Source organism: Embleya sp. NPDC056575 (assembly GCF_042793325.1).
In the GTDB taxonomy this organism is placed as follows: Bacteria; Actinomycetota; Actinomycetes; order Streptomycetales; family Streptomycetaceae; genus Embleya.
On record NZ_JBHTVA010000069.1, the window covers coordinates 19,842 to 39,275 of the forward strand.

A 19,434-nucleotide genomic window follows, 5' to 3' on the forward strand; every position below is an offset into this window, starting at 1 on the left:
CGGGAACCGGTCCGGGTGTCGAGGTGTCGACGGGCGAGCGGAGGACCGCCCGGCGACGACGTCCGATGCCGTCCTAGTGCAGACCGCCGGTGGTCTCCGCGGGCAGCTCCGACTTGTCCACCCGCAGTACCGCGACCGCGATCACCGCGGCGACCGCGAGCAGGATGCCGGCGGTCGTGAAGCCCGCCGTGTAGCCCTCGGTGAGGGCGACCTTGATCGCGTGCAGGTCCGGGGCCTTGCCGCCGAGCTTGGCCACCTCGTCCCGCAGCTTGTCGTCCTTGGCGCTGGAGTAGATCGTGGTCAGCACCGCGATCGCCACGGCGCCGCCCACCTGCTGGGTGACGTTGAGCATCGCGGAGCCGATGCCCGCGTCCTCCGGGGCGATGCCGGCCACCGCGGTGGCCATGATCGCGACGAAGATCAGGCCCATGCCCAGACCGAAGATGATCATCGCGGGCAGCAGGCCGGCGACGTAGCTGGAGTCGACGTCGAGCATCGCGTAGTAGAACAGGCCGACCGCGGCCAGGATCGGACCCACGGTCAGCAGCACCCGCGGGCCGATCTTCGGCAACATCACGCTGGTGAACTGGGCCGAGACCATCACGCCCGCGCACAGCGGGAGATAGGCGAGACCGGACTTGATCGGCGAGTAGCCCGCGACGAGCTGCATGTAGAGGGTGATGAAGAAGAACGAACCCATCATGCCGCCGGCGGCGAGCGCCATCACCACGTAGCTGGCGGAGCGGTTGCGGCTGTGGAACAGCCGCATCGGCATGAGCGGTCGCTCGACCTTGAGTTCGATCACGATGAAGGCGGCGATCAGCACCGCGGACAGGGCCAGCGAGCCGATGGTCAGCCCGTCGCCCCAGCTCTTGTCCGCGGCCCGGATCACGCCGTAGACCAGCGCGGTCACACCGAGCGTGGAGGTGAGCGCGCCGGGGATGTCCAACCGGCCGCGCCAGATCGCCTTCTCGCCGGTCTTCGCGTCGTCCGGGATGGCCAGCGGCAGCGCGGCCACCAGGGCTATGCCGATCGGCACGTTGACGAACATGACCCAGCGCCAGGACAGGTACTCCACGAGCAGGCCGCCCATGAGCAGACCGACCGCCGAACCCATGCCCGACACCGCGGCGTAGACGCCGAACGCCTTGTTGCGTTCCGGCCCTTCCTCGAAGGTGGTGGTCACCAACGACAGGACCGCGGGGGCCACCATCGCGCCGCCCACGCCCTGGAGGGCGCGCGAGGCGAGCAGCATGGCCTCGTTGCCGGCGAACCCCCCGAGCAGGCTCGCGACCGTGAACACGATCAGGCCGAGCGCCAGGAGCCGGCGTCGGCCGAAGAGGTCACCGAGTCGACCGCCGAGCAGCAGCAGGCCGCCGAAGGTCAACATGTAGGCGTTCATCACCCAGGAGAGCGATGTTTCGCTGATGTCGAGCGCCTTGCCCATGTCGGGAAGGGCGATGTTCACGATGGTCGCGTCGAGCACGATCATCAACTGGGCCCCTGCGAGCAGGGCCAGGGCCAGTCCGCGACGCGCGTGCGGCGCCTCGGCGGACGGGGATCCGGTCGAACCGGCCACCTCGGGAGGTGCCGTCGTCATGGATTGCCTCGCATTACTAGTGGACGTGAGCGTTCTCTACGTGAATCTAGAGGTTATGCCTTAGAGAACGCAAACGTTTTCTGTAGCATGGCAGTCGGAGGTGACAGTGAGCACAGGAGTACGCGCCGGTCACGTCGAGACAGCCCTGCTGGTCACCGACTACCGACAGCGCCCCCGCAAGCGTGGCGTCACGCTGGAGCGGGCGATCACCGACGCCGTGGTCGCCGAGCTGGGCGAACGCGGCTACGCCGGGGTCACCTTCGAGGGCGTCGCGACCCGGGCCGGGACCGGCAAGTCGGCGCTGTACCGGCGCTGGCCGGACAAGGTGGGCATGGTCGCCGACGCGCTCTCCGCCACGCTGCCCGACCCGGAATCCCTGTCCTTCCCGGGCACGTTGCGCGGCGACCTGATCGTCTACCTGGAGGCCATCGCGCGCAGCATGCTCGGCCCGCTGGGCCTGGGCACGCGGATGTTGTGCGGCGAACTGAGCCGGCATCACGAGTTCGCCGAGATGTGGGAGCAGCGGGTGGTCGGCCCGTGGACGTCGCTGCTGGCCGACGTGCTCGCCGACGCCATCGCCCGCGGCGAGGCCCGCCAGGGTGCCCTGGCCCCGGAATGTGTGCTGGCCGGACCCACGTTCCTGTGCCAGCGCTTCACCGTCACGGGCGTGCCGATGACCGGCGCCGAGATCGAGTCCCTGGTGGACAACGCGCTGATCCCGATGCTGGCCTTCCGCGACTGAGGACGGGCTCGCTCCGACGCACGCGGGCCCGGCGATCGTGGTGTTCGCGTCGCTCGGTGTCGCGACCGGTGGTTGCTACTCCCAGGGCAGGTCGGCCAGGGCCGGGGCGGCGTCGTCGCGCAGGACCGTGCCCTCGATCAGGCCGTACGGCCGGTCCGTGACCTGGTACACCTCCCCCGGGTTGGTTTGGCCGAACGGACTCAGGTCGACCTCGACGTGGTGGCGGTTGGGCAGCGTCAGGCGTACCTCGGCCAGGTGCTCCTGCTCCGCCAGGACCGCCTCGCCCATCGTGTACAGGGTGTGCTGGAGCGAGAGGCTGTGCGTCTCGGCGAAGGTGCGCAGCAGGGTGTCCCGGGCGGCGCGGAACGAGACGTCCCAGTCGGCCGGTGCGCCGCCGTCGCGGCGATGGCGCCAACGCGCCCGCACGGTGGTGGCCAGGACGCGGTCCCGGGTCGGCGCGAGCGTCGTGTAACGGTCCGTCGGGAAGCCGTGGAACTCGGATCCGGTGGACTTGAGCACGGCCACGTCCGCCACGCCGGAGCAGACCTCGACACCCTCCGGCCCGTGCACGACCCCGGCGCAGCGCACCCCCGCCGCCCGGGTCCACGCGTGCGGGTGCGGACCGTGCGTGCCGGCGATCCGGACCCAGGGGTATTCGCGCAGACGCACCCGTGCGGTGTCGATCGAGGTGTGCGCGTCGACGAAGTGTCCGGCCAGGCGCAGGCCGAACTCCTCGATCGAGGGCAGGGGTCGGTCCTGGGCGAAGGCGTACACCACGGCGCGCATCGTGTCCGTGGGCACCACCCGGGCGTTGTCGCCGCGCAGATGGGTGTCGGCGAGGTCGCCGGACAGGGACACCGAGACGTCGAGGTCGCACAGTTCGTGGTCGCTCGCGGTGGTCCGGGTCACCCGGGCAAGGCGCACCTCCGCCTTGCCATATCGATTCGGCCCCAGAACGATCGCCATCGGTCCGACTCCCTCGTCATATCGGGGTGTGCTCGCCGCGAAACCAGTGTGCCCACACGGTCCGGCAGAACGTCGGAATGCGGACATGTCCCGGTGTTCCGGCGCCCGTCCGGAGTCGGTAACAGGAGATCGACGGGGCGGTCCGGGTCCTCGGTGACACCCCGACCGAGGGGTAGGCTGCGGCGAAGTCCGCGGGGAGGCGAGACCGACAGGGCCGTCGGCGTGCCCTGGGGCCACTCCCTGCCTTGGCACAGAACGCACGTACGTGGAGGGGGCGGCAGTCATGGATCCGCTGAAGCCGGGCGATCCCGGGGTTGTCGGGCGGTACCGACTGTCGGCCCGGCTCGGTCGGGCCGGCCTGGGGACCGTGTTCCTCGGTCGAGCGCCCGGTGGTGAGCAGGTCGCGGTCAAACTGGTGCGGTCGGATCTGGCGGCCGACAAGAAGTTCCTCGAACGGTTCCGTACGGACATGGCGGCCGCGCGCGAGGTCGGCGGCACGCATGTCGCCCACGTTCTGGACGCCGACGCCGACGGCACGCCCCCGTGGCTGGTGGTCGAGCATGTCGCGGGCCCGTCCCTGGAGGCGGCCGTCGAGGCGCACGGGGCGTTTCCGGAGCGGACGTTGCGGGCGCTGGGCGCCGGGTTGGCCGAGGGCCTGGCGGCCGTGCACGAGGCGGGTCTGACGCACCGTGACCTGAAGCCGGCGAACGTCCTGCTGGCCGCCGACGGGCCCCGGGTGGCGGACTACGCGCTGGCCCGGGCGCTGGGTACGGCCGGGCTGAACCGGACCGGCGTGGTGGAGACACCGGGGCTGCCGGCGCCGGAGCAGGTCACCGGCGGGTCCATCGGTCCGGCGATCGACGTGTTCGCCCTCGGCGGTGTGCTCTGCCATGCGGCGGGCGTGGCTCCGTTCGGTACGGGGTCGGCCGCCGAACTGGCCCAGCGGGTGGTCCGGGAGACGCCGGACCTGACCGAACTCCCGGACTGGCTGCGCGAGATCGTCGCCGACTGCCTGAAGAAGCGGCCCACCGCGCGACCCACCGCGGCCGACCTGGTGGCCCGCTTCGCGGCGGCCGACTCGGCGAAGGACTGGCTGCCCAAGGCTACGGCGGCCCTGCTCGCGACCCACGCGGCGGAGGCCGCGGCGGCCTCGGCCAAGCGGGTGGAGATACCGGACGCCGACGAGGCGGACACGGTGGAACCGGGCGACGCGGACGGCACGGACGCGGACGGCACGGACCCGGCGGAGGAGTCGGAGACGGCCGAGGTCGCGGCATCGGCCGCGCTCGCGACACCTGCGGCGGCGCCGGCCGCCGGGGCCAAGGCGACCAGGAAGACCGAACCGCGCACCGGCGCGGCGGCGGCTCGGAAGACGGGCGACGAGGCGGATCGGCCCGATGGGGCGGCCGACGACACCGAGGCGAAGCCCGCTCGACCGGCGGCCAAGGCCACGAAGCCGAAGCCGGGCAGCGCGGCGGCCGACAACAACGACGACGCGGACGACGCGACGCCCGTCGCCACCCCGGCAGCACGAGGCGGCAAGGTCGGCAAGGCCGCGCCCGCCACCGATGTGCCTTCCGACGCAAAAGCCCCCGAGGACGACGCGACCACCCCCGTGGCCGTGCCCGCCGCCCGCGACGACAAGCCGAAGGGCGAGGCCGGAGCGAAGGGCGCGCCGAAGGCCGCGGACGACGACGCGACCACCCCCGTGCCCGCCGCCCGCGTCGGCAAGGACGAGGACGACGCGCCGGCCGCCGAACCCACGCCGCCCGCGCCCGAGTCGGGCAAGCCGAAGGGGGGCTACGACGGCGGCGAGCCGGTCAAGGTGCCGGTGGTCCGGCGCGGCGACAACGCCGAGACGGTCAAGGTCCCGCGCAAGCCCGACGGCCCCGCGCCGGCGGGGGCCGGCGCCGAGACGGTCAAGGTCGAGCATCCGGCCGCGAGCCCGGTCGGCGCGACCACGGTGCTGCCCGCCCCCGCGCCACCGGTCGCCGCACCGCCGCTCCCGACCGCGACCCCCGCCGCCGCCGCCGCGACACCGGCCGCGCAACCGGGCTCCGGCCTGCCCTTCCCGCTCGGCCTGACCGAGCAGCGCCCCACCCCCGAGCAGCGTCCGGCCAATCCGCTGCTCTGGCACGCGGTGATCGCGCTGCTCGGCGTGACCGCCGTCGGAATAGGGCTGTTCCGGCTCACCGACTCCGCGTGGCGCGACGCCCAGAACACGATCCTGGGCATGGTGCTCCCCGGCGTCTCCGTACTGGCCGGTCTCGCCGGCCTGGGCACGCTGGTCCTCGCCGTCCTCGACGCGCGCAAGCCCGCCCCCCAGGGCGCACCCCCGCTCGGCGCCACCCCGCACCACCACCACACCGAGGCGGACTCGCCTCGCTAGATCCCATCACGCGGCACCGTGGTCCGCCGGTCGTCCACCCGACGGCCGGCGGACCCGGTTCCGGGCTCGGTACGACCATCGTGGGCAACTCCCGCACCGTCCCCGCCCGTTCAGGCGCGGGCCGCGCCCGTGGGCCACACCACGTGGACCTGCTTGCCGGCCGCGCGGGCCCGGGACACCGCCTCGGCGGTGCTGCCCCGGTTGTCGTCGGGCCGGCCGTCCCAGACGGCGAAGAGCACGTCGGCCGCCGCGATCAGGTTCTCGTTGGCCGCCGCGTAGGCGTCCCGCGAGGCGTGGGGGTACGGCATCACCCGAACCTCGTCGGCCTCCGCCAGCAGGTGGTCGAAGGTCGTGCGATAGGCCGCGCCGACCCTGGACTCGCCGTAGTCGGCCGACGGCAGCAACACCACCAGCCGGCCGCCCAGGTCGAGCACGGCCCGGGCGAAGATCGCGTCCGCACCGGCCGCCAGGCAGCTGTAGCCGACCAGTTCGTCCGCCGCGACACCGGCGAGCAGATCCCGGAGCGCACGGTCGACCAACGGCGCCGTTCCCGCCGCGAGGTTGATGTGCCCGGTGATGCCATAGCTGGTCACACGCGCTCCAAAGTTGAACGATCACACCGAGGGAACCCCCCATTATTTGGGCAGTCGGTCCCGATTTCCGGCGGATCCGATCGATAATCGGACCGCACCGGCACTCGGAACACCGGCCCACGGGGAGTGGCATGCACTGGGGAGCCCGCCGCACGGCGACCGCGGCAGCAGCCGTCGCCCTGGCCGCCACGCTGGCCTCCTGTACCGGTTCGTCGGGCGCGCCGCCGGCCGAGGTCCGTACCGCCGCCGAACCGGTCGTCTCGGGAGCACATCCGGCCGGCCCGGAGGACTACCCGAAACCGTCCACCGCCGCGCCGTGCGACCCGCGCCGGAGCCTGACCCCGCCCGACCCGCTGCCCGCCGGCGGTCGCATGCCGGCCGGGTCCACGATGGAGACCATCCAGCGGCGCGGCTACCTGATCGTCGGGGTGGACCAGAACACCCGCTACTTCGCCGAGTTGGATCGGCGCAGCGGCCGGATCCAGGGCTTCGACATCGAGATGGCCAAGACCCTCGCGCGGGCGATCTTCGGCGGCCCCGACGACCCCGCGCACATCCGGTACAAGGTGATCACCCAGGCCCAGCGGCCCGAGGTGCTCCAATCCGGGGTGGTCGACGTGGTGATCGACACGATGACCATCACGTGCGAGCGCAAGCACGAGGTGGCGTTCAGCAGCGACTACTACACCGACGGCCAGCGGGTGCTGGTCCGCAGCGACTCCGATGTGCGTACGCTCGCCGATCTGCGCGGCAGGCGGGTGTGTACGGTGCGGGCGACCACCTCGATCGTGTTCCTGCGCGACGATCCGGCGGGCGTGCTGCCCTACGCGGTGGAGAACTGGACGGACTGCCTGGTCGCGTTGCAGCAGGGCGAGGTGGACGCGGTCTCGACGACCTCCGCGCTGCTGCACGGACTTGGTGCGCAGGACTCGGACACCGTCGTGGTCGGGCCCGCGTTCAGCGACGAACCGCACGGCATGGCCTTCCCGTTGGCGCACGAGGACTTCGTGCGCTTCGCCAACGGGCTGCTGGAGCGGATGAAGCGCGACGGTTCGTGGCAGCGGTTGTACGACACCTGGCTGGCCGGGCCGCTGGGCCCGCAGTCGCCGCCGGCCGCGTCCTACGCGGACTGATCGCGCCATCCGGATCCGCGGTGTCCTACTCGTCGACGAGCGTCGGCCGCAGGGCGTCGAGTACGGCGGGATCCTCGATCGTGGACGGCGGTTCGGGTCGTTTGCCGTCGGCGATGTCGCGCATCGTGCGGCGCAGGATCTTGCCGGACCGGGTCTTGGGCAGCGCGGGGACCACGTCCACCCGACGCAGCGCGGCCACCGCGCCGATGGTGTCCCGGACGCGGCGGACCAACTCCGCGGCCACCTCGTCCGGTTCCCGGTCCACGCCGGCCTTGAGCACGACCAGGCCGCGCGGCACCTGGCCCTTGAGTTCGTCGGCCACCCCGATCACCGCGCACTCCGCCACGTCCGGATGGCCCGCCAGGACCTCCTCCATCGAGCCGGTGGACAACCGGTGTCCGGCCACGTTGATCACGTCGTCGGTGCGGCCCATCACGTAGACGTAGCCGTCGGCGTCCTTGCGTCCGCCGTCGCCGGTGAGGTAGTGGCCGGGGAAGGCGGTCAGGTAGGAGGCGACATAGCGCGCGTCGTCGCCCCACAGGCCGGTCAACGTGCCCGGCGGCATGGGCAGTTTGAGCACCACGGACCCGTCCGTGCCGGGCGGCACCTCGACGCCGTCCGGGTCCAGGATCCGCACGTCGTAGCCGGGTACCGGCAGGGTCGGCGAGCCGGGCCGGGTCGGTTGCGGCTCCAGGCCGATCGGGTCGGCCACGATCGGCCATCCGGTCTCGGTCTGCCACCAGTTGTCCACCACGGGCACGCCGAGCAGGTCGCCGGCCCAGCGGTAGGTCTCCGGGTCCAGGCGCTCGCCGGCCAGGAACAGGGCGCGCAGGGCGGACAGATCGTGTCCGGCGAGCAGCTTGCCCTCCGGGTCCGCCTTGCGGATCGCGCGAAACGCGGTCGGCGCGGTGAACAGCATCGTGGTCCGGTGCTCGGCGGCCACCCGCCAGAACGCGCCCGCGTCCGGGGTGCCGACCGGTTTGCCCTCGTACAGCACGGAGGTGCAGCCGGTGAGCAGCGGCGCGTAGACGATGTACGAGTGGCCGACCACCCAGCCCACGTCGGAGGCGGTCCAGCTCACCTCGCCCGGCCGCACGCCGTAGATGTTCTCCATCGACCAGCGCAGCGCCACCGCGTGCCCACCGTTGTCCCGGACGATGCCCTTGGGCGGGCCGGTGGTGCCGGAGGTGTAGAGGATGTAGAGCGGGTCGGTGGCCGCCACCGGCACACATTCGACCGGCTCGGCACTCGCCATCGCGGTGTCCCAGTCGAGGCAGGTGTCCGTCGACTCGGCGACCAGCTGCGGGCGTTGCAGGATCACCACGTGGTCCGGGCGGTGTGTGGCCTCGGCCAGGGCGGCGTCCACGAGCGGTTTGTAGGCGATGGTGCGGGTCGGCTCGATGCCGCAGGACGCGGCCACCACCACGGTGGGGCGGGCGTCGTCGATCCGCACCGCCAACTCGTGGGCGGCGAAGCCGCCGAACACCACGGAGTGCACCGCGCCGAGCCGGGCACAGGCGAGCATCGCCACCACCGCCTCGGGCACCATCGGCAGGTAGAGCACGACCCGATCGCCCCTGCCGACCCCGAGGCCGCGCAACACGCCGGCGAACCGTGCGGTCAGGTCGAGGAGTTCGGCGTAGCTCAACCGGCGCCGGGTGTCGGTGACGGGCGAGTCGTAGACGATGGCCGCCTGGTCGCCGCGGCCGGCCGCCACGTGCCGGTCGAGGGCGTTGAAGCAGGTGTTCAGCACGCCGTCGGGGAACCAGCGGTACAGCGGCGCGGCGGAGTCGTCCAGGGCCCGGGTGGGTGGGGTGACCCAGTCGATCGCCTCGGCCGCGGCCAACCAGAATCCGTCCGGGTCGTCGAGGCTTCGCCGATACGCCGACGCGTACGCCCCGCCCTGGTCGCGACTCATCCGCGGTTCCTCTCGGTGGTTGCGGCGGGGCGCGGTGTGACGATGCCGCCCCGCCGGCAGGATCCCGACGGAGCGGCACGAAGTCAAGACGCGCGAACGGGCGTTCGGACGCGCGTCGGCGGGTCGGGGCGGTCGGTTCGGGCGACCGGTTCGGGTCGCCCGTGCGGGCCGCCGATGCGAGCCGCTTCGGGTCGCCGGTTCACGCCGCCCGGTTCACGCCGCCCGGTTCAGGCCACCGGGTTCAGCGTGGTGACGATGCCGGACGCGGTCGGCATGGCGTCCCGGCCGCTCTGTTTGCCGGCGTCGATCGCGGCGTCCAGGTCGTAGCCGTTGCGCGCGCCGAGTTCGTTCTCCACCAGTTGGGACAGCAGTTCGTTGGCGGTGCCTTCGAGGGCGGCCACCGCGGGTGCGGTGGCTATCTCGATCACCCGGGCCATCAACTCGTCCTCGAGTTCCTTGAAGATGCGTTTGACCGCGGTGCGCACGATGCCGACCTCGGCCAGGCCGGCGATCGCGGACAGGCCGAGGGTGAAGGTGGCCGCCGCCGCGGCGGCGGCGATCGCATCGGCCAGGATGATCAGTTGGGCGATGGCTCTGCCCTTGGCCACCTCGATCACCACCGCCGCCGCGTCCAGCGCCTTGGCCAACATGCGGGCGCCCTCGGCCAGATCGTGCAGATGCTCGTTGTTCAGTTTGCCGTAGTGCGCCTCGAACGCCTCGGCGGCCATCCCGCTGGTGCCGGAGAGGATCCACGCCGCGCCGTTCTTGCCGTCCGCCCGTGCCTCGTCGATCTCGTCCGCGAACTCACGGTAGGCGACCGCCAGTTCCTTGAACTCGTCCTCGTCGAGGTTGGGCCAGTCGATCCCGATGACGTCCAGTGCCGTGTCCAGGTAGCCCGGTACGGTGATGCCCACAGTCGACCCCCGTCGTCGTCGCCCACGCCCGAAACGGCGGGGCGCCCGCTGTCGACGCTACGCACCGATTCCGGCCTTGTACACGCCTTTCGGGCCCGGTCGGCCCGTCCCACGCCTGCGCCGAACATCCGAACGACTCTCATCCGACGGGGCGTTCGAGGCGCAGTCCGATCACCCCAGCGGCGGTGCCCAGCACGATGTGGCCCTCCACCGACACCGCGATCCCGGTCACCGGCAGACCCGGGTTCAGGTCCACCGTCGTGTCGTCGCCCGGTCGGCGCAGTCGGACCGGGCCGTCCGCCCAGGCCACCGCGATCAGCAGGCCCTCGGTGGTCTGTTCGCAGGCGAGCGCGGTCACCGGGGCGGCACGCGCGTCCAGCGCGTCCGGGCCCGGCTCGGCGCCCGGGCTCCACATCCGCACCCGGCCGTCGCGCCCGCCGCTGATCACCAGCGTCGGCGCTCCGGCGGTGCCGGTGCGGACCGCGCCCAGCGCGGTGACCGGGCCGGTGTGCAGCGGCGCGGAGAACACCCCGCGCGGCGGCGGCTCGTCGCCGGCCGGGGCCGATGCCGAGGTCGGCGCCGGGGCGTAGCACCACACGGCGCCCTCGGCGTCGCCGAGCGCGGGCAGCGGGTGTGCGCACAGCACGGTCGGCTCGGCCCCGCAGGTGTTGACCAGGCGCTGGAATCCGGCCTCCAGGGCGCCGCGCGGGCCGTGGTAGGCCGCGTCCAGGACGTCCACGCCGCCCCATCGGTTCAGCGTGGCGACCCGGCCGCCGTACGTGCTCGCGAGCGCGCGCAGCGGAATCGGCCCGAAGGAGGCGCCGACCCGGCCGACGATGCCGCCGTCGGCGCCGCGCACGGTGCGGATCGTGCCGGCGTCGTCCACCAGGAGCGCCTGTCCCGCCAGCGCGCCGCGGCCCGACGCGGCGGCGAGCACCGGTCCCGGCCACCGGTCGGGCCGCTGCGGGTCGCCCTCGCCCCACCGGGCCCACGCGGCCCGCCAGCCCGGCGCCGCGGCCCGGGCCGCGAGTCGGCGCGCGGCGTCGTCGTCGCGACCGAGTCGGTGCATCGCGAGCAGGGCCGCCCGCGTCCCCGGCGCGGGCTGCGCGACCAGCGTGCCGTACGCGCCGCGAAACGCCGCCTGCGCCGGGTCCGCCCACTGCCCGGTGGCCACCAGCGCGCCGGCCACCACGTGCGGCCGGGCCAGTGCCTGCACGATCGGGTCGGCCGCGAGCGCCGCCGCGTCCCCGATCCGCACGCTGTGCTCCAGGATCGCCGACAGCCGCTCCTCGCCCGCGTCGTAGAGCCCGGACAGGTCCACGATGCCCGCGTCCGCGTCCCGCCGCAGTGCCGCGTGCACCCGGGCCGCCCGGCCGGGATCGCGGCATTCCCGGCGCTGCCCCGCCACGAAGTCGGCGAGCGGCCCGGCCGGCAGCGCCCAGGTGTCGCCGCCGTCGAGCAGCGGGGGCAGCGCGCGGGCCGCCGCAGCGATCGGCACGTCCGCCGCCGCGCCGCCGGGGCCCGGCGCCGGGCCCGGATACAGGGTCGAACAGGCGATCGCCCACTGCCGGGCGGTCAGCGGCAGGTCGAGGCCGTACAGGGCGGCCACGGCCGAACGCACGTCCTCGCCCAGGCCCGCCCACCACGCCCGGTGGATCCGGGCGAACCGCTCCGTCGTGCCGCCCGGGTCGACCGCCGAGACCGCGGAGGCGGCCGAGGCGGGCGACGCCGAGGCCCCGTCCACCCGCGCGGCGAGCCGGGCCAGGCCGGGGTGCGGGTAGGCGACATCGGCGGCCGGCGGCGCCGTGCCCGGTGCGGCGGCGAGCAGTTCGGCGTACCAGCGGGCGAACCGGCCCGGGTGGGTCCACCTGGGTTCGTCCAGGTCCAGCGCGGCCGGCCCGGCGACCCGGGTGAACGCGGCCCGGGTCGCGGCGTCCGCGCACTCCACGAGCAGCCGTACGTGCGGCAGGTCGAGCAGCGGGTCGAGCAGGTCGGTGACGATCCGGGCGCCCTCCCCGGGGCGGCCCGGCACGCCCGCGTGGTCGAGATCGGCGATCGTGATCACCGTGCGCCGGGGGTCCAGGGCCGCCCAGGCGACCAGGTGGCGGGGTGTCCGCGCCGCGACCCCCAGGTGCCGCGCCAGTTCGACGGTGACCCCGGGCAGGGTCGATCCGCCGGCCGGGACGAACGCGTGCAGTCGGCGCGCGGGCGGCGTGTCCTGCCCGGCGGTGGCCGCGTACAGCCAGGCCAGCAGGTGCGACTTGCCCGCCCCCGGCGAGCCGCCGACCAGGCACAACCGGGGCGAGCGCGGATCGTCGAGCCACCCGAGCAGCGCGCGGGCGGCGAGGTGGCGCCCACCCGTCATGTGCGGCAGCCGATGCCCGTCCTGGTCGACCACGGTCTCCGTCCCCCGATTCCCACCACTCGTATCGCTGTGTGCCGCTCGTACCGTGCCCGGTCGCGGTGGCGCTCCGTCAGCGGTTTCCCGCCTGCTCGGCGATGTGCGTCATCAGCGCCCGTACGCCGTCCTCCCGGGACTGCGCGGTCTCCCCGTAGCCGAAGCCGTGGGTGAACTCGGCGTCGGGGAACAGGCGGCCCATCCAGAGCGCGCAGTAGTGGCCGGGCATCAGGCAGGGTTCGAGTTCGCAGTAGACCCGCCGGACGTCCTCGGCGTCCACTCCCCCGGCCGCCAGCCGGTACCACAGCAGTTCCTCCGGATGCGGCAGCCCCGGGCGCGACGACTCGGTCAGGATCTTCGGTTCACCGCCGGCGTCCACGATCTCGAACGCGGCCGAACTGCCGATGTTCAGCGGGAGTCGCACGTCGTCCAGGACCCTGGGCCACCACGCCTCGCGCTCGACGAACGCGGCGGGATCGGCCGCCGTCAACGCCTCGCGCAGCTCCCGGTACAGCGGAAAGCCCTCCGTCGGCTCGTCCACGGCGGCGATCCGGGGCAACATCTGATCGAGCGTCAACAACCCGTCGGCGAACGCCTCCACGCTGCTCGCCACGGCCATCGCGGGCAGGTCGACGCCGAGGAACAGGGCCCGCACCGACCCGTCGCCGGCCACGTACAGCTCCGCCCCCTGGTCGGTCCCGAGCCGAACCCGGTCCCGAAGCCCGGCATCGGGCAGCAACTCACCGACCGCGTCGGCGAACGCCCCCATGGTGAGCGGGTGTTCGTCCTCCGCGGCGATGAAGTACGCGCCGACCTGCACGGGCAGCGGCAGGCCGTCGAGATCCGGCGACGCGTACGTGCGCAGCCCGTCCCGGCCGAAGCGCTGGTGGAGGGCGGCGGAGAGGTCGACGTTCATGGTGGTGCGGGTTTCCTTCCCGATCGCTCGGCTCGATCGCTCAGCTCAGTGGATACAGGCCGTCGACGTACGAGCCGAAATAGAAGACCCACAGGCCGTCCCCCTGGAAGGGAAGCGGGTCGCGCGGCTCGATCCGGGCCCGAACGGAGTCGGCCACGTGCGCGTATTCGTCGTTGCCCGGGCCCCGGGTTCCCGGTGCCGTGCGCGGGGTCTCCCGCTCCAGCAGGCACAACATGGTGCACAGCGAGGACAGGTCCCCGTTGATCGTGCAGTAGTCCGCCCCGTCCTGCGCAAACGCGTGGATCCGGCCGGTTTCCAGGTGCAGGAAGACGTACCAGTGCTGGATTCCCCCCAGCAGGAGTACCGGGCCGACGCCGTCCAACTCGGGCAGGTCCACACCCTCGTCCGGATCGCCGAGATCCAGCAGCCGCGACGGTTGCGCGCCCGCCTCGCCGGCCAGCGCGGGGGCGATCTGGAACAGCCCCTGCGGCAGGCCCACGTCGCACAGGAAGTCCAGATCCTCGGCCCGACCCTCCACCTCGGCGAGTGCGGCGCGCGAGGCACGCACGACCCGCCGCTCGGGAAACGCCTCCAGGAGCCGGCCCCGGTCGATGTCGAAGATCATCCGTTACTCCAGCGTCGGGCTCAGGGATACCGGTACGTGTATACACCGGCGAGCGGACTCGTGTTGCCGGCCCGGTGCTGTTGCTCCAGGTCGAACATGTACAGGTTGAACGGACCGTTGCGGTCCGCCCCGTCGAGCCGACTCGAGTCGAAGTCCGCGACGTGGCCGACCTCCAGCGGGGAGCTGCGACCCGGACCGTTGAGATGCATGTCGACCCACAGGTCGCAGCCGGCCCCGCCGGTCTGCGGGAAGACCTGGCAGGGCGCACGTTCGGTATACAACCGGGTCACGTCGTTCTGCATGCCGTTGTGCACCATCGGCAACCCGATCGCTCGTTCCGAGTGACCGCCGTTCTGGCCGCTGCTGCCGACCAGGATGAAGTCCCCGCCGGCTTGTCCGGAAGGATCCCGATAGTACAGCGACGCATAGTTGTTCCCGCCGTAGTCGTTGCCCGCGCGGCGCACGTCCTCCACCGCCTGGGACAGATCCGTGGGGTGTTCCAGGCGCTGCGATTGCACGGGCGTGCGCGGAGCGGCGCCGTCGTTGTCCGCCTGCTCCTTCTTCGAGAACCGGTCGTATCTCCCCTTGCCGCCCGGCACCGGGACCCGTTTCGGTTTGCCCTTGGGGGTGAGCTCGGGGTTGCCGTCGTCGTCGGTCTTGATCTTGACCTTGATCGTGCCGTCGGGATTGAGCACCCGGTCGATGCCGCTGTTCGTGCCTCCGGGGGTGACCGGTACGAGTTGGCCGTTCACCAACTGGTGGACCCGGCCGTTCTCGTCGACGAAGTACACCGGGGTGCGGTTCGGGCCGGGCTTTTGCGCGGCATTGCCCGACGGGCCCCTGCCATCGCGCTCGGCGTCGCCGATCTTCTTCGGGTCGCCGTCGATGCGCTGCCCGAACTTCTTGAGGTTGGCCTCCTCGGTGGCGGCCGTCTTCTTGGCGCTGACGCGCACGTTCCCGGCGGTCTTGGCGACCGCCTGCTGGAGCGCCCCGCCGGCCCGGGAATGGCCGGTGGACAGCGGCTCGAAGACCTTGCCGAAGGTCTGGCCCAGGCTGTCCTTGTTCCAGAACGAACCCTTGGCCTGGAGTACGCCGCTCAACTTCGTGTGCGCGGCCTCGATCCGGGCGGCGGAGGCGTCGATGCCCCGGGCGCCGGACTCCACGTGTTCCGGCTTGTGGCTGAAGCCGTTGCCGCCCCTGGGCGGCGGTCCGGCGGGCGCGCCGGTCTTGGAGGTGGTGGTCGCCGGCGGACCGCCGGGGGCGCCGCCGGTGTCACCGCCGGGGCGTTTGGGTGCCTTGGGCACGGTCGCGGTCGGCGCTCCGCCGCTCGGCCCGGTCGTGTCGTGGCCGGTGCCCGAGGCGCCCGAATCGCCGCCTTTCGGGCCGGTCTTCGTCTTGCCCATCCCCGATCGCCTCCCCGTAGGACGTCGTGTGCGTACGACGTTCCGGGAGAAGGCGAACCGATGCCGCCGAGGCCGACGCGAGGCGCGCCCGCCCGTTCGATGCGGGGCGACCCGCTCGCGGTCGCCGCGCGCCACTGCCCCCGTAGTGATCGAACGACGCCGACCAACCTACGTTCGATGCGCGGGGGAACCAACCGGATTCGGGTCAAGTAATGGAAATCCTGGGGCAGTCGAGGGTGTTTCCGCACGGACGTGTCGGCCGATCGAGCCGGGTCGCGACCTCAACCGCGCTCTCCTGCCGCACGGTTCGTCGGCACCAGGGCCGCCGCGACGGTGGCCGCGCCGATCAGGACGACCGCGAAGGTCGTGGTCGCGGTACGCAGGCCCACCGCGTCGCCCAGGTAGCCGGCGGCGACCGGGAGCAAGCCGGCGGGCAGGTAACCGCCCACGTTCAGCGCCGCGTTGGCCTCGGCGGCGCGCTCGCGCGGGACATGCGTGCCGAGGAGGGTGAGGCCGCCGAGTTGGCCGAGGCCCTGACCGGCGCCGGCGAGGATCGCGGCCGTGATCAACAGGGGTGCGGACGCGAGGGATACGGCGGCGATCAGCACGATCATGCCGGCGGCGATCGCGGCGGCCCCGGCGAGCAGCACCGTGCGAACCGCCCACCGGCGCACCGCGAACTGCACGCCGGTCGCGGCGGCGAACATCACGAACGCCGTGGAGCCCGCGACGATCCGGCTCGACGTGTCGAGGAGGTCGGCCAGGAGGGCGGGGCCGAGCGAGAGCACGAACGAGGTGGCTGTGATGCCGGGCGCGAACACCGCGATGCCCATGAGCAGTTGGCCCCGATTCGCGGCGGGCACGGACGGCACCCGCAACCATCGGGCGGCGCCGGGTGCGGCGGCCGGTCGGGCGAGCGGCAACCGGTACACGACCACGAACGCGGTGGCGAGCAGCACCGCCTCGACCACGAACACGGTGGTGGTCGGCCCGGGCACGGTCTCGGACAACACGCCCGCGAGCATCGGCCCGAGCCCGGCGCCGAGCACCATCGCGGACGAGGCCGCCAGCGCCCCCAGCCGCCGGTGCGTCGACCCGGCGACGTCGGCGACCGCGGCCATTCCGGCCGATACGGTCGCGCCGACGGCGATGCCGGTGAGCAGGCGCGCGACGACGAGCGCGGGCACCGAGGCGGCGGTGGCGAAGACGAGGCACGCGAGCGCGGCCAGACCGAGGGCGGGCAGCAGTACCGGCTTGCGGCCGATTCGGTCGGAGAGCGCGCCGGCGACGGTGAGCGCGCCGAGCAGGCCGACGATGTAGGCCGCGAAGATCACGGTCGACGTGCCGGAGGAGAAGCCGAGTTCGCGCCGCCAGACGACATAGAGCGGGGTCGCCGCGTTGGAGAGCACGAAGACGGCGGTCACCGGCCAGGCGGCGAGCCGGATCCGGGCGGGCGATACGGGCGCGGGCGGGGACGGGGCCGAGGTGGGCGCGGCGGGCATGGGCGCAGGGCGGACGTCGGTCGGTGACATGGAACCCCCAGGACACGGCTGTACGAATCGAGTCGTACTGACTGTACGAGTCGATTCGAACATGAAGTGCAGTACGATGCAACTCGTACAGCAGCGGCCGGCGCCGGCCGCCCACGGCGAGGAGAGATGCCCAGTGGCCCACAACGCGGTCGTCCGCCCGGTCCCCGACGACGCCCCCGAGCCGCTGCCGGAGCCCGCGGTCGGGGAGTTGCGCCTCGAAGCGGTCATGGGCGCGCTGAGCACCCCGCTCCGGATGGGCATCGTGCGCACGCTGCTCCTGGACTCGACCGAGTTCGACCACACGTGCGGCTGGTTCGGCCTCGGCCAACCCAAGTCCTCGCTCACCCACCACTTCCGCGCCCTGCGCGAGGCCGGCCTGATCCGGCAGCGCCAGTACGGCCTGGAACGCCGCAGCCACGTCCGCGTCGACGACCTGGACCACCGCTTCCCGGGCCTGCTGGACCTGGTCGCCGCGTGGACCGCCGCCCTCGAACCGACCGACACCTGAGCGCGGCTCCCGAACCGGGCCGGGACCGGTCGGGCGCTAGAGGCGGTCGTACCAGCCCGGGTGGCTGTTGTGCAGGGCCGCGAGGGCCAGGAGTATCCGGCAGTCGGTGTGGCCCGGCGGCAACTCGTAGGAGTCCGTGGTGCCTACGCTGCCCAGGTATTCGAAGACGCGCCTGCCGTCGTGGCGCCAGATCGTGCGCAGCGGCAACCTCGGTGCCTTGCCGCCCAGTACGGCCACGGCCATCATCAGCCCCCACAGCGGGGACAGCGCCCACCACGCGATCCAGCCGAACGTGGTGCCCTTGGCCGCGTGCAGCGTCGGCCCCTCGGCCGGGCGGATCGTCCAGGACGTGCGGCGCAGTCGACGAATGCTGCCCTGCTCGCGGTGCACCGTCGCCAGGTGCTCCCCGGCCGGTCCGGTGACGCTGTAGACCGCGTAGTCGGGCGCGGCGGAGTAGGTCCCCACCGCGGCGATCCGCTGTCGGCGGGCGCGGTCGGCCCACAGGACCAGATGCCGCGAGGGGGAACTGCCCATGCCGTCGGTGGGCGCCGCGTCGATGTACGCGACGTCCTCGTAGTGCCGTTCGCCCTGCGGGCGGACCCGGACGATCGGGCCGACCCACGTATGGGCGGGCACGTCCCTGGCTTCATCAGCCTGGAGTGCGCGGCGTACCTCGATTGCGGCACCCGCGCCGGTGTGAAGCGCGACGGTCATGTGCGTCCAGAGTTCGGTAAACGGCCGGTCTGGACAGCAGGGTAGACAGCACGGAGGCCCCGTGGGGAACGTGGGAGCGAGAACCCCACCAAAGCGTGCACCGGTCGGGCGGAATGTCCGTCCGACCGGTGGGTCCGGGCCCATGTGGGGCTCTGTGCAGGGGACTTACCCGCGCGGGGCGGCGAGTTCGGCGAAGTCCTCGCGGTGGTCCAAGACCCAGGCGCGGAAGCTGCGCCCCGGCCGGCCGGTGATCGCCTCGGTGACGCCGGAGACGGGCTCGGGGTCGACGGCGTGCCGCCACAGGTCGAGGAGGGCGTTGGCGTAGCCCTCGTTCATGTGCCGGGTCAGGCCCGCCAGCGCCTCCTCGCGGCTCACCTCGGCGAACGGCAGCGCGTGGCCGAGGACATCGGACAGGATCGCGATCTGCTCGGCGAAGGACATCGATTCGGGGCCGTTGAGGTCCAGCGTTTCGCTGAGGTGGTCGCCGGACAGCAGCACGGCGGTGGCGACGTCGGCGATGTCGTCCTCGTGAATCGGGGCCGACTGGGCTTTGGGATAAGGGAGTTGGATGCCACCGGCGCCGAGCACCTGGTACTTCCAGCCGATCGTGTTGCCTGCGAACGCGCCGGGGCGCAACACCGTGTACGGGAGGCCGGATTCGGCGACGGCGACCTCGACCGCGTGGTGGCTCGCGGCGAGCGGGTTGACGGCGGGGTCGGGCGCGGCGGCGGCGGCCGAGGACAGCAGCACGATGTGCCGGACCCCGGCGGTGCGCGCGGCCGCCAGGAAGTCGGCGATGCCGGCGGCCTCGGCGTAGAGGAAGACGTTGTGCACGTCGCGCAGCGCGGCGGCGGCGTCGGCGGCGGGCTCGCGCAGCGACAGCCGGACCACTTCGACGCCGGGGGCCGGGTCGAGGGCGGTCGGATCGCTGCTCGCGATCCGGACGTCGCGGCCGGCGGCGAGGAGGCGGGTGACGACGCCGCGGGCGACACTGCCGCGGGCGCCGGTGACGAGGGTGGTCATGGTGATCGATGTCCTTGCGTGTGCGTGTGTATGGGGCCGCCGTGGCGCGTCGGCCTGGGG

At 73.0% G+C, this 19,434-nt stretch carries 16 protein-coding genes; 4 read left to right on the forward strand and 12 right to left on the reverse strand.

From position 1 onward, the window contains the following. Positions 1–73: 73 nt before the first annotated feature. Positions 74–1,600 carry an MFS transporter gene (locus ACFRCG_RS38215; protein ID WP_380040190.1) on the reverse strand — a complete coding sequence of 509 codons (1,527 nt, stop codon included), beginning with the start codon at positions 1,598–1,600 and terminating at the stop codon, positions 74–76. Positions 1,601–1,706: 106 nt separating this feature from the next. Between ACFRCG_RS38215 and ACFRCG_RS38220 the strand changes: the two genes are divergently transcribed. Continuing rightward, positions 1,707–2,342, forward strand: a complete 636-nt coding sequence (locus tag ACFRCG_RS38220; RefSeq protein WP_380040192.1) for a TetR/AcrR family transcriptional regulator — start codon at positions 1,707–1,709, stop codon at positions 2,340–2,342. Between the two features lie 75 nt (positions 2,343–2,417). On the opposite strand, the gene pucL is transcribed toward ACFRCG_RS38220, so the two are convergent. Then, on the reverse strand, positions 2,418–3,308 hold the full coding sequence (gene pucL / locus ACFRCG_RS38225) for a factor-independent urate hydroxylase (RefSeq protein WP_380040194.1): 891 nt from the start codon (positions 3,306–3,308) through the stop codon (positions 2,418–2,420). Between the two features lie 283 nt (positions 3,309–3,591). Between pucL and ACFRCG_RS38230 the strand changes: the two genes are divergently transcribed. Then, on the forward strand, positions 3,592–5,697 hold the full coding sequence (locus tag ACFRCG_RS38230) for a serine/threonine-protein kinase (protein ID WP_380040196.1): 2,106 nt from the start codon (positions 3,592–3,594) through the stop codon (positions 5,695–5,697). Between the two features lie 110 nt (positions 5,698–5,807). Here the strand turns inward: ACFRCG_RS38230 and ACFRCG_RS38235 are convergent, their stop codons facing one another. Further along, on the reverse strand, positions 5,808–6,290 hold the full coding sequence (locus ACFRCG_RS38235) for a hypothetical protein (protein WP_380040198.1): 483 nt from the start codon (positions 6,288–6,290) through the stop codon (positions 5,808–5,810). 131 nt (positions 6,291–6,421) lie between these two features. Here ACFRCG_RS38235 and ACFRCG_RS38240 point away from each other — a divergent pair, with 131 nt between their 5' ends. Continuing rightward, complete coding sequence (locus ACFRCG_RS38240) at positions 6,422–7,423, forward strand: glutamate ABC transporter substrate-binding protein (protein WP_380040200.1); 1,002 nt, start codon at positions 6,422–6,424, stop codon at positions 7,421–7,423. 25 nt (positions 7,424–7,448) lie between these two features. Here the strand turns inward: ACFRCG_RS38240 and ACFRCG_RS38245 are convergent, their stop codons facing one another. The 7 genes from ACFRCG_RS38245 to ACFRCG_RS38275 all read right to left on the reverse strand — a co-directional run bounded on the left by ACFRCG_RS38245 (position 7,449) and on the right by ACFRCG_RS38275 (position 17,099). Further along, entirely contained in the window at positions 7,449–9,341 is a 1,893-nt protein-coding gene (locus tag ACFRCG_RS38245; RefSeq protein ID WP_380040202.1) for a propionyl-CoA synthetase, read from the reverse strand. Positions 9,342–9,568: 227 nt separating this feature from the next. Beyond that, the gene (locus ACFRCG_RS38250) at positions 9,569–10,255 is read right to left on the reverse strand and encodes a hypothetical protein (RefSeq protein ID WP_380040204.1); all 687 of its coding nucleotides are present in this window, start codon (positions 10,253–10,255) and stop codon (positions 9,569–9,571) included. 139 nt (positions 10,256–10,394) lie between these two features. Continuing rightward, the gene (locus tag ACFRCG_RS38255; RefSeq protein ID WP_380040206.1) at positions 10,395–12,653 is read right to left on the reverse strand and encodes a hypothetical protein; all 2,259 of its coding nucleotides are present in this window, start codon (positions 12,651–12,653) and stop codon (positions 10,395–10,397) included. 76 nt (positions 12,654–12,729) lie between these two features. Next, positions 12,730–13,569, reverse strand: a complete 840-nt coding sequence (locus ACFRCG_RS38260; protein WP_380040208.1) for a nucleic acid/nucleotide deaminase domain-containing protein — start codon at positions 13,567–13,569, stop codon at positions 12,730–12,732. Positions 13,570–13,609: 40 nt separating this feature from the next. Next, entirely contained in the window at positions 13,610–14,194 is a 585-nt protein-coding gene (locus ACFRCG_RS38265) for an SUKH-4 family immunity protein (RefSeq protein WP_380040210.1), read from the reverse strand. Between the two features lie 20 nt (positions 14,195–14,214). Next, on the reverse strand, positions 14,215–15,597 hold the full coding sequence (locus ACFRCG_RS38270; protein ID WP_380040212.1) for a hypothetical protein: 1,383 nt from the start codon (positions 15,595–15,597) through the stop codon (positions 14,215–14,217). Between the two features lie 281 nt (positions 15,598–15,878). Then, entirely contained in the window at positions 15,879–17,099 is a 1,221-nt protein-coding gene (locus tag ACFRCG_RS38275) for an MFS transporter (RefSeq protein ID WP_380040214.1), read from the reverse strand. Between the two features lie 91 nt (positions 17,100–17,190). Here ACFRCG_RS38275 and ACFRCG_RS38280 point away from each other — a divergent pair, with 91 nt between their 5' ends. Next, positions 17,191–17,637, forward strand: coding sequence for an ArsR family transcriptional regulator (locus tag ACFRCG_RS38280; RefSeq protein WP_380040216.1), 447 nt, complete (start codon positions 17,191–17,193; stop codon positions 17,635–17,637). Positions 17,638–17,673: 36 nt separating this feature from the next. Here the strand turns inward: ACFRCG_RS38280 and ACFRCG_RS38285 are convergent, their stop codons facing one another. Both ACFRCG_RS38285 and ACFRCG_RS38290 read right to left on the reverse strand, forming a co-directional pair. Next, entirely contained in the window at positions 17,674–18,351 is a 678-nt protein-coding gene (locus ACFRCG_RS38285; protein WP_380040218.1) for a hypothetical protein, read from the reverse strand. Between the two features lie 165 nt (positions 18,352–18,516). After that, positions 18,517–19,374, reverse strand: coding sequence for an SDR family oxidoreductase (locus tag ACFRCG_RS38290; RefSeq protein WP_380040220.1), 858 nt, complete (start codon positions 19,372–19,374; stop codon positions 18,517–18,519). Positions 19,375–19,434 lie beyond the last annotated feature (60 nt).

What these genes read in the sequence shown, in the direction of transcription:
- ACFRCG_RS38215 (WP_380040190.1), bottom strand. Translation starts at nt 1,600, where the DNA reads ATGACGACGGCACCTCCCGAGGTGGCCGGTTCGACCGGATCCCCGTCC.
- pucL (WP_380040194.1), bottom strand. Translation starts at nt 3,308, where the DNA reads ATGGCGATCGTTCTGGGGCCGAATCGATATGGCAAGGCGGAGGTGCGC.
- ACFRCG_RS38230 (WP_380040196.1), top strand. Translation starts at nt 3,592, where the DNA reads ATGGATCCGCTGAAGCCGGGCGATCCCGGGGTTGTCGGGCGGTACCGA.
- ACFRCG_RS38240 (WP_380040200.1), top strand. Translation starts at nt 6,422, where the DNA reads ATGCACTGGGGAGCCCGCCGCACGGCGACCGCGGCAGCAGCCGTCGCC.
- ACFRCG_RS38245 (WP_380040202.1), bottom strand. Translation starts at nt 9,341, where the DNA reads ATGAGTCGCGACCAGGGCGGGGCGTACGCGTCGGCGTATCGGCGAAGC.
- ACFRCG_RS38260 (WP_380040208.1), bottom strand. Translation starts at nt 13,569, where the DNA reads ATGAACGTCGACCTCTCCGCCGCCCTCCACCAGCGCTTCGGCCGGGAC.
- ACFRCG_RS38265 (WP_380040210.1), bottom strand. Translation starts at nt 14,194, where the DNA reads ATGATCTTCGACATCGACCGGGGCCGGCTCCTGGAGGCGTTTCCCGAG.
- ACFRCG_RS38270 (WP_380040212.1), bottom strand. Translation starts at nt 15,597, where the DNA reads ATGGGCAAGACGAAGACCGGCCCGAAAGGCGGCGATTCGGGCGCCTCG.
- ACFRCG_RS38275 (WP_380040214.1), bottom strand. Translation starts at nt 17,099, where the DNA reads ATGCCCGCCGCGCCCACCTCGGCCCCGTCCCCGCCCGCGCCCGTATCG.
- ACFRCG_RS38280 (WP_380040216.1), top strand. Translation starts at nt 17,191, where the DNA reads ATGAAGTGCAGTACGATGCAACTCGTACAGCAGCGGCCGGCGCCGGCC.
- ACFRCG_RS38285 (WP_380040218.1), bottom strand. Translation starts at nt 18,351, where the DNA reads ATGACCGTCGCGCTTCACACCGGCGCGGGTGCCGCAATCGAGGTACGC.
- ACFRCG_RS38290 (WP_380040220.1), bottom strand. Translation starts at nt 19,374, where the DNA reads ATGACCACCCTCGTCACCGGCGCCCGCGGCAGTGTCGCCCGCGGCGTC.